This is a genomic window from Aurantiacibacter zhengii (genome assembly GCF_003584125.1).
Classification (GTDB): domain Bacteria; phylum Pseudomonadota; class Alphaproteobacteria; order Sphingomonadales; family Sphingomonadaceae; genus Alteraurantiacibacter; species Alteraurantiacibacter zhengii.
Map to the genome: position 1 here is coordinate 41,936 of NZ_QXFL01000005.1, position 14,896 is coordinate 56,831.

The 14,896-nt window shown below is 62.4% G+C and carries 11 protein-coding genes; 6 read left to right on the forward strand and 5 right to left on the reverse strand.

What is annotated here, in order from left to right; all coding sequences use genetic code 11:
* Nucleotides 1–38 precede the first annotated feature (38 nt).
* From D2V07_RS11965 to D2V07_RS11980, 4 genes are read right to left on the reverse strand one after another with little or no spacing between them, the layout of a single operon-like run.
* Nucleotides 39–1,124 carry an acyl-CoA dehydrogenase family protein gene (locus tag D2V07_RS11965; protein ID WP_119587240.1) on the reverse strand — a complete coding sequence of 362 codons (1,086 nt, stop codon included), beginning with the start codon at nucleotides 1,122–1,124 and terminating at the stop codon, nucleotides 39–41.
* Nucleotides 1,125–1,129: 5 nt separating this feature from the next.
* Entirely contained in the window at nucleotides 1,130–2,326 is a 1,197-nt protein-coding gene (locus D2V07_RS11970) for an acyl-CoA dehydrogenase family protein (RefSeq protein ID WP_119587241.1), read from the reverse strand.
* Nucleotides 2,327–2,350: 24 nt separating this feature from the next.
* Nucleotides 2,351–3,562, reverse strand: coding sequence for a thiolase family protein (locus tag D2V07_RS11975; RefSeq protein WP_119587242.1), 1,212 nt, complete (start codon nucleotides 3,560–3,562; stop codon nucleotides 2,351–2,353).
* Nucleotides 3,562–4,869, reverse strand: coding sequence for an acyl-CoA dehydrogenase family protein (locus D2V07_RS11980; protein WP_119587243.1), 1,308 nt, complete (start codon nucleotides 4,867–4,869; stop codon nucleotides 3,562–3,564). The genes D2V07_RS11975 and D2V07_RS11980 overlap by 1 nt, the downstream gene beginning before the upstream one ends.
* A 166-nt stretch (nucleotides 4,870–5,035) precedes the next feature.
* Between D2V07_RS11980 and D2V07_RS11985 the strand changes: the two genes are divergently transcribed.
* The 4 genes from D2V07_RS11985 to D2V07_RS12000 all read left to right on the forward strand — a co-directional run bounded on the left by D2V07_RS11985 (nucleotide 5,036) and on the right by D2V07_RS12000 (nucleotide 8,630).
* Nucleotides 5,036–6,118, forward strand: coding sequence for a Zn-dependent alcohol dehydrogenase (locus tag D2V07_RS11985; RefSeq protein ID WP_119587244.1), 1,083 nt, complete (start codon nucleotides 5,036–5,038; stop codon nucleotides 6,116–6,118).
* 314 nt (nucleotides 6,119–6,432) lie between these two features.
* On the forward strand, nucleotides 6,433–6,579 hold the full coding sequence (locus D2V07_RS18695) for a hypothetical protein (protein ID WP_199698789.1): 147 nt from the start codon (nucleotides 6,433–6,435) through the stop codon (nucleotides 6,577–6,579).
* Between the two features lie 189 nt (nucleotides 6,580–6,768).
* Complete coding sequence (locus D2V07_RS11995; RefSeq protein ID WP_407641601.1) at nucleotides 6,769–7,815, forward strand: NAD(P)H-dependent flavin oxidoreductase; 1,047 nt, start codon at nucleotides 6,769–6,771, stop codon at nucleotides 7,813–7,815.
* Between the two features lie 251 nt (nucleotides 7,816–8,066).
* Complete coding sequence (locus D2V07_RS12000; RefSeq protein WP_147366960.1) at nucleotides 8,067–8,630, forward strand: hypothetical protein; 564 nt, start codon at nucleotides 8,067–8,069, stop codon at nucleotides 8,628–8,630.
* A gap of 147 nt (nucleotides 8,631–8,777) precedes the next feature.
* Here D2V07_RS12000 and D2V07_RS12005 read toward each other — a convergent pair whose 3' ends face one another.
* On the reverse strand, nucleotides 8,778–10,541 hold the full coding sequence (locus D2V07_RS12005; RefSeq protein ID WP_119587247.1) for a class I adenylate-forming enzyme family protein: 1,764 nt from the start codon (nucleotides 10,539–10,541) through the stop codon (nucleotides 8,778–8,780).
* Between the two features lie 144 nt (nucleotides 10,542–10,685).
* On the opposite strand from D2V07_RS12005, the gene D2V07_RS12010 reads away from it, so the two are divergent.
* Nucleotides 10,686–11,924, forward strand: coding sequence for a serine hydrolase domain-containing protein (locus D2V07_RS12010; RefSeq protein WP_407641600.1), 1,239 nt, complete (start codon nucleotides 10,686–10,688; stop codon nucleotides 11,922–11,924).
* 193 nt (nucleotides 11,925–12,117) lie between these two features.
* On the forward strand, nucleotides 12,118–14,883 hold the full coding sequence (locus D2V07_RS12015) for a TonB-dependent receptor (RefSeq protein WP_119587249.1): 2,766 nt from the start codon (nucleotides 12,118–12,120) through the stop codon (nucleotides 14,881–14,883).
* The last annotated feature ends 13 nt before the right edge of the window (nucleotides 14,884–14,896 follow it).

The window sequence follows — 14,896 nt, forward strand, 5'->3', positions numbered from 1 at the left end:
ACCCCGCTGCTAGCTGCAAGGGGGTGGGCGAAACTCGCTCAGGCCGCCCGCATCAGCTCGATATAGCGCGCCAGGTGCTCGTCCTCGTCGCCGAGCACGTGGCCCAGCATCACCATGCGCTTGGCAAAGTGCGACAGCGGCAGTTCCCAGGTCATGCCGATGCCGCCGTGGATCTGGATGGCTTCCTCTGCCGCCAGGTTGCCGACGCGCGCCACGGTATATTTCGCCGCCGCGCCGAAGCGATCCCGCTCGGGCTTGTCGAAATGGGCCGCGGCGTTGATCGCGGCAGAGCGGGCCTGCTCGATCTCCAGCGCCAGCGTCGCCATGCGGTGCTGCAATGCCTGGAACTTGCCGATGGGTACCCCGAACTGCTTGCGGGTGCGCATGTATTCCAGCGTCTGGTCGCGCAATTCGTCCATCACCGCAACGCCTTCCCAGGAAAGCGCCACCACGCCCGCCGCCGTGGCCGCTTCGATGGTCTCGCCCGTCACGCCGGAAAGTTCGCGCGCCGAAGCGGCCGACAGGCGCAATTCGCCGCCCGATCCGCCGTCCACCAGCTTGTAGTCGACGACCTCGACACCTTTCCCGCCTCTTTCGACAAGGAACGCCCGCTCGCCATCGTCCGCCCTCGCGGTCACCACGATAAGGTCCGCCGCGCCGATATATTCGACCACGCCCTTCGCCCCGTCGAGGACCCAGCCATCGCCCGACTTGCTGGCCGTGACATCGCGGGTTTCGCCGCTCTCTGCGTCGTAGGCAGGCTCATGCGCGAAGGTCAGCACCTTCTCGCCCGCGATCACGCTTTCCAGCGTCTCGCTTTCGTCAGTAGCGGCGAGCAGGCGCCCGGCCATCAGCGTGCCGAGATAAGGCCCCGTCGCGATGGCGCGCCCGACTTCACCGAACACCGTGCCGATATCGAAGGCACTGCCGCCAAAGCCGCCCGCATCCTCCGGAAACAGCGCGCCCAGCACGCCGAGTTCGGCCAGGGTGCCCCACATCGCGCGGTCGAAACCGTGCTCTGTCTCGATCACTTTCAGCCGCTTCTCCCAGTCGAATTCCTTCGCGAAGAAGCGCTTCATCGTGTCGGCCAGCATCTGGCGATCTTCACCGATTGCAAAATCCATGGTCGTTACAGCTCCAGAATGGCCTTGGTAATGATCTCGCGCTGCACCTCGTTGGAGCCGCCGAAGATCGAAAGCTTGCGGTTGTTGAAATACTGGGAAGAGACAGGGCCGGTCCATTCGGGGCCGACGGGCGCGCCGTTATAGCCTTCGTCAAGGCTCTCCGACACAAACGGCTGCGCATAACGACCCGCCGCACGGCGCATCAGCCCGCCGATTTCCTGCCGTATCTCGGTGCCGCGGATTTTCAGCATGCTGCTTTCCGCCACCGGCGCGCCGCCCTTCCCCGCTGCATCCAGCACGCGAAGATTGGTGGTCTTCATGTTCTCGAGATCGATCTCCAGCCGTGCCAGGCGCTGGGCGAACAGCGGGTCCTCGATCAGCGGCTTGCCGCCCCGCTTCGTGGTGCGCGCAACTTCCTTCAACTGCTCCAGCGCGGCCATGCTGGCGCCGATCCCGGCGATGTTGGTGCGCTCGTAAGTCAGCAGGTACTTGGCATAGGTCCAGCCCTTGTTCTCTTCCCCGACGAGGTTTTCGACCGGCACCTTCACATCGGTGAAGAACACCTCGTTCACTTCCTCGTCACCGTCGAGCAGCTTGATCGGGCGCACCTCGATACCGGGCGTGTCCATGTCGATCAGCAGGAAGGAGATGCCCTCCTGCTTCTTGCCGCTGGAATCGGTGCGCACCAGGCAGAAAATCCAGTCCGCGTGCTGGCCCAGCGTCGTCCAGGTCTTCTGGCCGTTGACGATATAGTGGTCACCTTCACGCACCGCGCTGGTCTTCAGGCTGGCAAGGTCCGACCCTGCGCCGGGTTCCGAATAACCCTGGCACCACCAGTCCGTGCCATCCAGGATGCGCGGCAGGTAATGCTCGCACTGCTCCTGCGTCCCGTACTTGATCAGCACGGGTGCGAGCATGGAAAGGCCGAAGGGGACGACGCGCGGGGCATGGGCCTGCGCCAACTCGGTCTCGAAGATGAACTTCTGCATCACCGACCAGTCGGTGCCACCATATTTCTCCGGCCAGTGCGGTGCCAGCCAGCCCTGCTCGTTCAGGATGGCGTGCCATTCCTCCATGTCGGCCTTGGTCAGGCGTTTGCCAGTACGCACCTTGTCGGAAAGGCGCTGCGGCAGCTTCTCTTTCAGGAACGCGCGCACTTCCTCGCGGAAGGCTTCCTCTTCGGGAGTATATTCCAGGTTCATCGTGCTTCTCTCGCTCAGGCCGGATTATGAAGAAGGGATTTCGAACAGGCCGGCAGCGCCCATGCCGCCTGCCACGCACATCGATACGACGGCATAGCGCTCGCCCCGGCGGCGCGCCTCCAGCAAGGCTGCGCCGACAAGGCGAGAACCGGTCATGCCGAAGGGGTGGCCGATGGCGATGGCCCCGCCGTTGACATTCAGCCGGTCCGGATCGATGCCCAGGAAATCGCGGCAGTAAAGCGCCTGGCTGGCAAAGGCCTCGTTGATTTCCCACAGGCCGATATCGCCGACGGAAAGCCCGGCCCGGTCGAGCAGCTTGGGGATGGCAAAGATCGGGCCGATGCCCATCTCGTCCGGCCCGCAGCCCGCGGCCTGGAAGCCGCGGAAAATGCCCAGCACCTCGCGCCCCTCGGCTTCTGCCGTGGCGCGGTCCATCAGCACCTGCGCCGCCGCGCCATCCGATAGCTGGCTGGCGTTGCCCGCGGTGATGTGCTGGCCTTCCTTCACCTTCGCCCCGTCCCTGAAAACGGGCTTGAGGCCGGCCAGCGCCTCGTACGTCGTGCCGGCGCGGATGCCTTCGTCGGCTTCCAGGGTAACGGTTTCGCGCCCCGTCTCGCTGCCGTCCTTGGCGCGGATGACCTTCTCGGTGGTGAGCGGCACGATTTCCTCGGCCAGCCTGCCAGCCTCGGTCGCCTCTGCGGCGCGCTGCTGGCTCGTCGCGGCGAAGCGGTCTTGCGCCTCGCGCGAGACATCGTAGCGGTCGGCGACGATTTCTGCCGTCTCGATCATGGCCATGTAGGCATCGGGCTCATGCTCCAGCACGTTGGGAGAGCGCCAGTTGTCGCCGACGATGCCGGGCACCATCGTGAGCGAGATCGATTCGCCCCCACCCGCCAGGATCACGTCGGCATCGCCTGCCATGATGGAGCGCGCAGCCAGCGCTACCGTCGTCAGGCCAGAGGCGCACTTGCGGTCCAGCGTCATCGCCGGAACGCTCTGCGGCAACTTGCTGCCGAACACGCTCATCCGCCCGATATTGTAGAACTGCGGGCCATACTGGCTGCCGCAGCCGTAGAACACGTCCTGCACCCGCTCGGGATCGATCCCGGCGCGGTCCAGCGCGGCGTCGAAGACGTGCGACGCGAGAACGTCCGGCATGGTTGCGTTGAACGCGCCGCGGTGGGCCTTGCCGATGGGCGTGCGGGCGGTGGAAACGATGGCGGCTTCACGGGTCATCAATGGGCTCCTGCTCCGGTCGGCACTGGGCCGCGCGTGTCGCCCGGCTTGGCCTTCAGGTCGGTGTATTTGGCGAATTCATTGCGCGCGATGGCGCGGTTGTGGACCTCGTCGGGCCCGTCTGCGAAGCGCAGCGTACGGATGCTGGCCCAGGTCGCGGCAAGTTCGTGATCCGAACTCACCCCGCCCCCGCCATGTGCCTGGATGGCATCGTCGAGAATCTTGAGCGCCATGTTGGGCGCCTGCACCTTGATCATGGCGATCTCGTTCTTCGCGGCCTTGTTGCCGGCGCGGTCCATCATGTCGGCAGCCTTGAGGCACAGGAGGCGGCTCATCTCGATATCGATGCGGGCCCGCGCGACGCGCTCTTCCCAGACGGTCTGCTGGTAGATGTACTTGCCGAATGCGACACGGCTGGTGAGGCGGCGGCACATCGCCTCCAGCGCCTCTTCCGCAACGCCGATGGTGCGCATGCAGTGGTGGATGCGGCCCGGGCCAAGGCGGCCCTGCGCGATCTCGAACCCGCGCCCCTCGCCCAGCAGGATGGCATCGGCGGGCAGGCGCACGTTGTTCAGGCTGATTTCCGCATGGCCGTGCGGCGCATGGTCGTAGCCATAGACGCTCAGCATGCGCTCGATGGTGACGCCGTCTGTATCCATCGGCAGGAGGATCATCGACTGGCTGCCGTGGCGCGAGCCGTCAGGGTCCGACTTGCCCATCACGATGGCCACCTCGCAGCGCGGATCGCCCGCGCCGCTGGACCACCACTTGCGGCCGTTCAGGACCCACTCGTTGCCGTCGCGGATGATCCCGGTCTCGATATTGGTGGCATCCGACGATGCGACGTCCGGCTCCGTCATCAGGAAGGCGGAGCGGATTTCGCCGTTCATCAGCGGAGTGAGCCAGCGATCCTTCTGCTCGCGCGTGCCGTAGCGGTAGAGCACTTCCATATTGCCGGTATCGGGGGCGGAGCAGTTGAACACTTCGCTGGCCCAGTGGACGCGGCCCATCTCTTCGGCGCACAGGGCATACTCAAGGTTCGAAAGCTGCTTTCCCTCGAACTCGAACGAATCGTCCACATGGTCCTGTCCGGAGTGCGGCGGCATGAAGAGGTTCCACAGCCCTGCCTCGCGCGCCCGGGGTTTCAATTCCTCGATCACGGGGTTCGGCTGCCAGCGGTTCCCCGCCTCCTCCGCAGCCTGCGCGGCCTTCTTGTAGTCTGCTGTGCGCGGGCGAATCACCGAATCGATGAAATCCTTCACCCGGCCGCGCATGTCGCGCTGCTTTTCGCTCAATTCGAAGTCCATCGGGCGTCCTCTCTATCCCGGCACCGTTATTTCGAAGCACGTCGGAAATGCACGTTTTCGCGCCGTTTGTCTACATACGCATTTTTCAAGGTTTGCAGAATGCCTCTTGGCAAGAGCGGCAAATTTCGCGAGGCTGCGAGTCGTCAGGTACTTGCCGGAGGATCACATGAAAGCAGCTGTTTTACGCGCGGTGGGCGAACCGCTTCAGATCGAGGACGTGGCGATTTCCAAGCCCGGCCCGCACGAGGTACTGATACGCGCGGCGGCAACCGGCGTGTGCCATTCCGACCTGCATTTCATCGAAGGGCATTACCCCACTGCCCTGCCCACCGTACTTGGCCACGAATGTGCAGGCGTGGTGGAGCAGGTGGGCAGCGAGGTGCGCACCGTTGCGCCCGGCGATCATGTGGTCACCTGCCTGTCCGCCTTTTGCGGTCACTGCGAATTCTGCGTCGGCGGTCACCTGTCGCTGTGCAACGAGCCGGACACCCAGCGGCCCAAGGATGCCGAGCCGCGGCTGGGCACTGCCGATTCGTCGATGGCGCAGTTCCTCAACCTGTCGGCCTTTGCCGAGCAGTTGCTGATCCACGAGAACGCCTGCGTGAAAATCCGCAAGGACATGCCGCTGGACCGCGCCGCCCTGCTGGGCTGCGCCACGATCACCGCCTATGGCTCGGTGGTTCGCACCGCCGAAGTCAGGCCGGGACAGAGCGTGGCCGTGATCGGCTGCGGCGGGGTGGGCCTTGCCACCATCAACGCAGCGCAGATTGCGGGTGCCGGACGGATCATCGCCATCGACCGTGTGGCAGGCAAGGAACAGCTCGCCCGCGATTTCGGCGCGACCGACTTCATCGACGCGTCAGAGGGCGATGTGTGGAAGAAGGTGCTGGGCCTGACGAACGGCGGAGTGGACCATGCGTTCGAGGCGATCGGCAGGGCAGACACCGCTTCCGATGCCTTCCGCATGTTGCGCCGGCGCGGCATCGCGACCGTCATCGGCATGATCCCCGTGGGCCAGAAAATCCAGCTGAACGGATACGAGCTGTTGCAGGAAAAGCAGCTGCGCGGTTCGATGATGGGTTCGAACCAGTTCCCAGTCGACATCCCGCGCCTGGTCGATTTCTACATGGCCGGAAAGCTGAAGCTGGACGAACTGATCTCCCGCCGGATCGACCTGTCACAGGTGAACGACGCGTTCGAGGAAATGAAGGGCGGCACCATCGCCCGCTCCGTCATCACCTTCGAGTGATCGGGGTGCGCGGCTGTGCGTCAGCGAACGACCGGTTTCAGGGTACTGGCTCGAGTGGCGGAGTGGCTTAGATTGGGTGGAAAGCTGACATTATCTCTCCTAACGGTCGGTAATGACCGCCGACACAATCACACTTTGGCGACCAGTAGGTCCGGAAGAGCTAGAACTAATAAGACAAACGAGCATGAGAGCTTTTCCGCCCCGCTTGCCGGAGCAGCCAATTTTATCCGGTCACGACCGAAGAGTATGCAGTCAAGATCGCAAGAGACTGGAATGTCAGGGCGAGCGGATCAGGATTCGTCACTCAGTTCGAAGTGAAGAAGTCATACCTTGATGGTTACGACATTCAGGATGCGGGCGGGAAAGCCCACCAAGAGTATTGGATACCCGCTGAGGAACTCGATGCCTTTAATGCAGCCATCGTTGGCGAAATTGAGGTGGTTCGCAGCTTCCCCGAGTAATGTCCGCAATGGGTCGTTAGCAGAATGTCCGGTTTTGGCTCCAATCGTTGCAAAGCTGCCAGTCCGCTCCTAGGCGGGTCGTCACAGTCACCGAACGTCTGATTATGGGTGGTTAGCGGACGTTGGAGACGGCACTCTGCGGTAGCAGCTAACGGCCCCGTTGCAGATATTTGCGAGAACGAGCATTAAATAAGGATGCTCGATCGTTTCAACCTTCAACTACCCATAATCCAAGCCCCAATGGCGGGCGTATCGACGCCGATGTTGGCGGCTGCCGTTTCGGACGCTGGAGGTCTCGGTTCGATTGGCGTAGGAGCCACGGACGCGTCCAACGCACGGAGCATGGTAGCAGAAATTCGCGCGGCCACGACGCGAGCATTCAATGTGAACGTATTCGTCCATAAAAGCCCTCAGCCGGACTCTGAACGCGAGTCTGCCTGGCTGGCGACACTCGCTCCCATGTTTCGGAAGTTTGAAGTCGCCCCACCCAAAGTGCTCCGCGTGATCTATAAGAGCTTTCTCGAAGACGAAGATATGCTTCGTGCCCTGATTGATCTGCGTCCAGCGATGGTAAGCTTTCATTTCGGGATACCTTCGGCCGAGCAGACTGCTGCCTTGCGGCAAGCTGGCTGCTTCCTGGTGGCGACTGCAACAAGCCTGGATGAAGCCCAGGCAGCTAGGCGGGCGGGCATGGATGCCGTCGTCGCTCAAGGCTATGAAGCGGGCGGACATCGCGGCATGTTCGATCCCAACACACCAGACGATTGTCTTGGCACCCTGCCTCTGACCCGCCTGCTTGTCAGGCATTCGGGTCTCCCCGTTATCGCGGCAGGCGGTATCATGGATGGGCAGGGTATCAGAGCTGTGCTCGACATGGGAGCCGTTGCAGCCCAACTCGGGACAGCATTCATTGCTTGCCCGGAAAGCAGTGCCGACACGGCCTACCGCACGGCATTATTCAGCCCTGCTGCGCAACATACGATTATGACGCGCGCAATCTCGGGTCGTCCAGCGCGATGCCTACGGAACGACTTCACGGACTTCGGGCAAGAAACGCAGCGTATTCCGCCCGAATATCCAACTGCGTATGATGCGGGAAAGGCTCTGAACGCGGGGGCAAAGACTGCCGCGCACGGTGGTTTTGGAGCGCAATGGGCGGGTCAAGGCGCGCCACTTGCTCGCGCTCTGCCTGCCGCGGAATTGATCGCAGAACTCGCGAGAGAGATGCGAACATAAAGTCAGGTAACATCCCCAATTTCAGACATTGAGCCGCTGTAACAGCAACGTCCGCTAAGGGGTCGTTAGCAGACAGGCGGCTTTCGTCTCTATGCGTGGCAAAGCTGCCAGTCCGCTCTCGGGCGGATCGTCCCTTTTAGCGAGTGCCTGTTTATAAGGTGGAAAGCGGATAGTCTGCTCTCAAGAAACAACTTGTCTAGAGCTACTGTTTGATCGGATAATCCCGGAGTGGTTATTCGCAAACTCAATGGATGCGCAATCAGTCGGGCACAACCTCGATTATCATGAGGTTTGCGCGACCTCTTTCAATTTCAGCGGTCGTCATCGGACCTGTGCTACTGTTCCTAGGCTGGTATTTTCTGTCACCTCGCTTCACTATCTCACAGCTCAGTGATTGGAGCACCGCGTCGCAGGACCTGACCGCACTTTACGATCGTGCAAAGGTGCGATCGAGCTTCGAGCAGCAGATGTTGCCGCAGGTCGAGACCTATCCACCTCCTTGGACAAAACGCGTTGTGCTCGATGCGATGACCGATCCAGACGCGATCAGAGCCTTCGTCGTCGAACCTTATGGTGACTGGCAATTCGCGGCCGCTTTAGGCTTGCCCGACGAGCTTCAGACTGAGGACCCGACGGATGTGATGCCTCGATTAATGGAGACTACGGAAAATTGGGAGTTTGAGCGAAAAGGGATCGATGAATTCGTCGCCTCTCCTTCTGATCGTAGTGATCAGCAAGGCAACTCGTATAAGTTCGAGCGAGAGGGATTACGCTGGCGCCTAGTCAGCATCAAACTGACGACAAAAATTAGGTAATGACCAACCTTATGGCAGCGTCTGCCTGCAGGTCGTTAGCAGACAGGCAGCTGTCTCCCGATCAGGCAGATTGCGGTCATCACGATGAGGAGGGCAAACCGCCCCATCGCAACGGACACTACTGCGCCGACTACATCTGCCTGTTACTCACCCGGCACCCGTAAAGAGCCCGCGCAGGTCTTTCTTCAGGATCTTGCCGTTGGCGTTGCGTGGCAGCATTTCGTCGGTGAACACGATGCGCACCGGCACCTTGAAATGCGCCAGCCGCGCGGCGACCCATTGCTGCAATTCCTCCTCGCTTGCATTCTGCCCCTTGGAAAGGTGGACGACGGCGGCAGGCTCCTCCCCCAATTGCTGATGCGGCAGGCCGATCACGGCTGCATCGGTGACAGCGGGATGGGCATAAAGGACGTTTTCGACCTCGCTCGAATAGATGTTCTCGCCGCCGCGGATCACCATGTCCTTTGCCCGGTCGACGATGTAGCAGAAGCCTTCCTCGTCCAGCCGCGCCAGGTCGCCGGTGCGGACCCAGCCGTCGATGAATGTCTCTGCCGTGGCATCGGGCCTGTTCCAGTAACCTTTCGCCACCATCGGCCCGCGGGCGTAGAGTTCACCCACTTCGCCTGTAGGCAGTTCTTCGCTGCCGTCTGCGGACATGATCTTCAGGTCGGCCACGGCAACCGGCGGGCCGCAACTGTCGGGCCGGTGGAGGTAATCCTGCCCGACGTGCCCCGTCACCGTCGCCATCGTTTCGGTCATGCCCCACCCGCTTCCCGGCTGGGTTCCGAATTCCTCATGCAGGCGGCGCACCAGCTCGGGCGCGGCAGGCGCACCGCCATAGGTTATAAGCTCCAGGCTTGAGAGATCGTAATTGTCGCGCGCCGGATGGTCGAGCAGTTGCCAGGCGATCGTGGGCACCCCGCCGGTGACCTGGACGCCTTCCCGCTCGATCACGGCCATGGCCTCCTCCACGTCCCAGTGGTGCATGAAAACCATGGTGTGCCCGCTTACCAGATAGCCGACCATCGCCGCAGAGCAGGCGGTGACGTGAAACAGCGGGATCACCAGCAGCACGGTCTTGGGTTCGGGTTCGGGCGGCATCTCACCCAGACGCAGGGGTGCGAAGGCCAGGTTGTACTTGCTGGAAAGCACATTCGTGCAGATGCTGCGGTGCGAACCGAGCGCGCCCTTGGGCGAACCGGTGGTGCCGCTGGTGTAGAAGATGGTGGCATCGTCGTCGGCAGCCACGCTGACATCGGGCAGGTCGCGATCGGGCAACCCGGCCCAGGCATCACTGCTGCCGATTATGTCTTCCAGACGGCTCGCCCCTTCGAGCGGGCTTTGCGCGCGCGAGACGATGCATTTTTCCAGGCCATCGAGATTGCGGGCAGCGTCGCCGATGCGGTCCCACCGCTCCTTGTCGCAGATGAGCATCCGGCTTCCCGAATCGGACAGGCCGAAAGCCAGTTCCTCTGCCGACCACCACGCATTCAGCGGCACGCAGATCGCGCCCAGAGAGGTGATGGCGAAGAAGGCGACGGGCCACTCTGGCAGGTTGCGCATGGCCAGTGCCACCCGGTCGCCCTTCGTCACCCCGCAATCGACCAGATGCTGCGCCAGATTTGCCACCGCGCGGAACCAGGCGTCGTAGGAAATGCGCTCGCCCTCGTAGACGGTGCAGACCGCGTCGGCGTGCGCGCGCGCCGCCATCGCGATTGCCCGCAGGGACTCTGGCGCGTTCTTCCACGCGCGGATCGGACGGCCATCGATCTCCACCGTCTCCATCTCGAAGGGCTGCCCCGGTGCGGTGAGCATTGCGCGCACCTCCTCCAGACTGTGCGCCGCCCAGTCGGAGGGTGACGAGCCCCCCGCACCGTCGGAATTCGTATGGCCTGACCCGGTCTGTGACATCGTTCTCTCCTCGCTTGCAGGATGCCTTTGCCGGGGCTTTTCCGCAACCCTTGAAAATCAAAATCTGAAATCAGGGTATGATGGTATTGCGTCTGCGTAAAATAGCGATAAGGTCCTATGCGGAATGAAAGGTATGGGGAACCCGTGGGAATACCGGAACTGAAAGATCCCGCATCGCTGGGCTTCGACACTGCAAGATTGCGCAGGATCGAGGCCTTTCTGAAATCCACCTACGTGGAGCCGGGCAGGCTCCCCAATGCCGAGCTGCTGCTGGCCCGTGACGGGCAGCCATTCTATCACACGGCGCTGGGTGAACTGGGCGAAGGCCGCGGCCCCTTGCCGGGCAACGCTCTGTTCCGCATCGCTTCGATGACGAAGCCGGTCACGTCGGTCGCCTTCATGCAGCTGGTCGAGCAATGCCGGGTCGCACTGGAGGATCCGGTGGGACGCGTGATACCCGAATTCGACTCGCTCGGCGTCTATGCGGGCGGCGGCGGCCAGATTCCCTTCGCGCCGGTGCGGGCCGCCGCGCCGATCCGGTTCGTCGACCTGCTAACGCACATGTCCGGCCTCACCTACGGATTGCAGAACCGCACCAATGTGGATGCCGCATATCGCGAAGCGGGGCTTGATCTGCCCCGCAACCTGTCGGCCGATGAATATATTGCGGAGCTTGCCCGGATACCGCTGCAGCATGAACCGGGGGAGCGATGGAATTACTCGGTCGCAACAGACGTGCTGGGCGTGGCGATCGAGCGGATCACGGGCCAGTCGCTCGGTGACTATTTCCGGGAGCACATCTTCGAACCCCTGGGGATGCACGACACGTCGTTCGACTTGACCGAGGACCAGCAAGGCCGCCTTGTCGATGCCTATACCTATTCCCGCGGCGGCTCGCCGAAGCGGGTCGAGGCGGGTAACGAGAGTGCGCTATTCAAGCCGGCCTCGTTCCATAGCGGCGGCGGAGGCCTGGTCAGCACCGTTACCGACTACCACCGGTTCTGCACCATGCTGCTGGGAGGCGGCATGGCCGATGGCGTTCGCATCGTCAGCCCCAAGACGCTGGATCTGATGACGGCAAACCACCTGCCGGGCGGTGCGGACCTGACAGCGATGAGCGATGCGCTGTTCTCGGAAGCCAGCAATGCGGGAACCGGGTTCGGCCTTGGCTTTGCGGTGGTGATCGACCCTGCGCGCACCCTGGTGCCATCGAGCCGGGGCGAATTCTATTGGGGCGGTGCCTATTCCACGGCCTTCTTCGTCGATCCGCTGGAAGGGATCACGATGGTTTTCATGACCCAAGTATACCCATCCTTCATCTATCCGCTGCGGCGCCAGCTAAGGACCCTGGTCTATGCCGCGCTGGCAGAGAGCCGGGCGTGAGCGAAGTAAGCAACACTCCACCGGAAATAAGGATACCCATTCTTCAAATTACTTGCCTTACGACCCGCAGAGCCTCACAACGAAAGCAATAGATACGAGGATTGCCATACCGCCCCTTGCAAAGCGGATACCGGAAAACAGGAAACCGGGCCGCCAGGTGTGCCAAAAAATAACGATTAGTTGGGAGAGAACTATGAAATCGTCATTCCGTCAGTCCATAGCCTATGGTGCCCTAGCCGGCGCGTTACTCTGCCTTCCCGCGATGGCGGCGGCGCAGCAGCAATCCCCCACCGATCAGGACGATCTTGCCGAAGGGGGCGACGTCAACGAACCGCAGGAGCCGGCAACGCCTGAGGCGCGCACCAACACCATCGTGGTGACCGCGCAGGGCCGCAGCCAGTCGCTGGCCGACGTTCCGATCGCCGTCTCGGCCATTTCGGCGGAGATGCTGGAACAGTCCGGCACCACAGACATTCGCGAACTGAACCAGATCGCCCCGTCGCTGCTGGTGTCCTCCACCGGTAACGAGGCGAACGGTTCGGCCCGTATCCGCGGCATCGGGACCGTGGGCGACAACGCCGGCCTGGAAAGCTCGGTCGCGGTGTTCATCGACGGTGTCTATCGCTCGCGTTCGGGCAACGCCCTTTCCGAGCTCGGCCCGCTCGAGCGGGTGGAAATCCTGCGTGGTCCGCAGGGCACGCTGGGTGGTCGCAATTCCACCGCCGGCCTGATCAACATCTATACCGCTCCGCCGGAGTTCGACCTGAGCGGTTACGGCGCATTCACCTACGGCAACTATGATGCCATGCGGGTGGAAGCGGGGATCAATGTCCCGCTTGGAGAGACGGTCGCCGCACGGATCGACGGTGTCTATTTCACGCGCGACGGTTTCTACAACGACGTGACGAACGGCACCGATGTCAACGATCGCGATCGCTACCTGATCCGCGCCCAGGCGCTGTTCGAACCGACGGCAGACATCAGCTTCCGGCTGGTTGCGGACTATTCCAAGAAGGACGAGGCCTGCTGCGCCGCCACGTTCGTGCAGCCCGAGTTCGCCTCGCTTGCCAGGGTCAGCCCGGGTCTGGAGCCTTACAACCGGCCCGAGCCGGGCAGTCCGGCACTGACGAGCACGGCCAACCCCATCGTCAACATCCTGCTTGGCCTTGGACAGGATCCGCGGGCGCTTTCCCAGGACACGTTCAACCGCGACATCTATCCGACCGCCGGTCGTTCCTACCAGGGCGAGACCGAGGATTACGGCGTTTCCGGCGAACTCAACTGGGATTTCGGGAACATCACGCTCACCTCGATCACCGGTTACCGCGAATATTCGAACTTCCAGGGATCGGATACCGACTACACCACGGTAGACCTGCTCTATCGTGCGCCGGACGAATTCGGCGGGGCGCGTTATTTCGAAACCTTCACGCAGGAACTGCGCCTGAACGGCACCCTGTTCGATGACCGCTTCGACTGGCTGGTGGGCGCATATTACGCCAACGAATCCCTGCGTGTGCAGGACAACCTGCGCTTCGGCACCCAGTACGGCACGTTCGCGAACTGCCGCATTGCCCTTGCCATCAATCCGGCGCTGGCAAACCCGTCTGCAGACAACTGCTTCGGGCCCAACATTGCCGCATTGCAGCTGGCCAATGGCGGGGCAGGCGCTTTCGGGGCGGCAACCCCGCTCATCATCGCCGGTATCAACAACCTGGCCCAGGTGCGCGACGTTGGCGGCACCGGCGACATCTACAATCAGGAAAGCAACAACTTCGCGCTGTTCACGCACAATATCGTGCATATCACCGACAAGCTCGATCTGACCCTGGGCCTGCGTTACACGAACGAAACCAAGGATTTCGACGCGCAGTTCGGCAACGATAACGTGTACTGTCCGCAGAACAGGGCACTGCTTTCGCCGCTGCTGCAGGTGCCTGCGCTGGCGGGCTTGGCGGGCGGCCTCCTGTCGTTGACGTGCCAGGGCAATTCCACCTCGGAACTGGACGGCGTCATGCTGGCAGACACGCGCGACGAGGATGAACTGACCGGCACGGCCGTGCTGTCGTACCAGCCCAATGACGACCTGCTGTTCTATGCCAGCTACTCGCGCGGGTACAAGGCGGGCGGGTTCAACCTCGACCGCTCTGCGCTGGCCGTACCGGCCTTCTTCAACGTCAACGCGCTCGATCCCAGCGCGCTGCAGTTCGAAGAGGAAACGGTCGACGCTTTCGAGATCGGCATGAAGTACTCCAGCCGTCCGCTGTCGATCAGCGTGGCGGCCTTCCGGCAGGAGTTCTCGAACTTCCAGCTCAATACCTTCAACGGATCGGTGTTCCTCGTGCAGAACATCAATTCGTGCGGCACCAACCTTGGCGGGGCGGATACGGATGCTAGTGCCACCACCGGCAGCTGCAGCCCGGACGATGTCCAGCCCGGCGTCGTTGCGCAGGGCGTCGAACTGGAAACGGCGCTGTATCCGCTGCGTGATCTGACCGTCACTTTCGGGATGACCTATGCCGATACCAGCTACGAGGACAACCTGATCGGAGGCGACAGCGGCACACCGCTGGACCCCGCGCTTCGTCTGCTGCCGGGCGACAACCTGTCGAACGCGCCGGAGACGACCGTGACAAGTTCGATCAGCTGGAACCCCGAACTGGGCAATTCCGGCCTGCGCGGCCTGCTGTTCGCCAACGCGCGCGCAGTCAGCGCCTACAACACCGGCTCCGACCTTCTCTATGGCAAGGAGCAGGAAGGATTTGTCACCGTCAACGGCCGGATCGGCATTCAAGACGCGGATCGCGCGTGGTCGATCGAGGTCTGGGGTAACAACCTGCTCAACAAGGACTACTCGCAGGTGGCCTTCAACACCCCGTTCGTGGCACCGCAGCAGACCTATTCGGTTTACCTCGCAGAGCCGCGCACCTACGGGATTACCGTGCGCGCCGGCTTCTAGGCCGCTCGGCAAC

What these genes read in the sequence shown, in the direction of transcription:
- D2V07_RS12005 (WP_119587247.1), bottom strand. Translation starts at nt 10,541, where the DNA reads ATGTCACAGACCGGGTCAGGCCATACGAATTCCGACGGTGCGGGGGGC.
- D2V07_RS11970 (WP_119587241.1), bottom strand. Translation starts at nt 2,326, where the DNA reads ATGAACCTGGAATATACTCCCGAAGAGGAAGCCTTCCGCGAGGAAGTG.
- D2V07_RS12015 (WP_119587249.1), top strand. Translation starts at nt 12,118, where the DNA reads ATGAAATCGTCATTCCGTCAGTCCATAGCCTATGGTGCCCTAGCCGGC.
- D2V07_RS12000 (WP_147366960.1), top strand. Translation starts at nt 8,067, where the DNA reads ATGCGCAATCAGTCGGGCACAACCTCGATTATCATGAGGTTTGCGCGA.
- D2V07_RS11985 (WP_119587244.1), top strand. Translation starts at nt 5,036, where the DNA reads ATGAAAGCAGCTGTTTTACGCGCGGTGGGCGAACCGCTTCAGATCGAG.
- D2V07_RS11965 (WP_119587240.1), bottom strand. Translation starts at nt 1,124, where the DNA reads ATGGATTTTGCAATCGGTGAAGATCGCCAGATGCTGGCCGACACGATG.
- D2V07_RS11975 (WP_119587242.1), bottom strand. Translation starts at nt 3,562, where the DNA reads ATGACCCGTGAAGCCGCCATCGTTTCCACCGCCCGCACGCCCATCGGC.
- D2V07_RS11980 (WP_119587243.1), bottom strand. Translation starts at nt 4,869, where the DNA reads ATGGACTTCGAATTGAGCGAAAAGCAGCGCGACATGCGCGGCCGGGTG.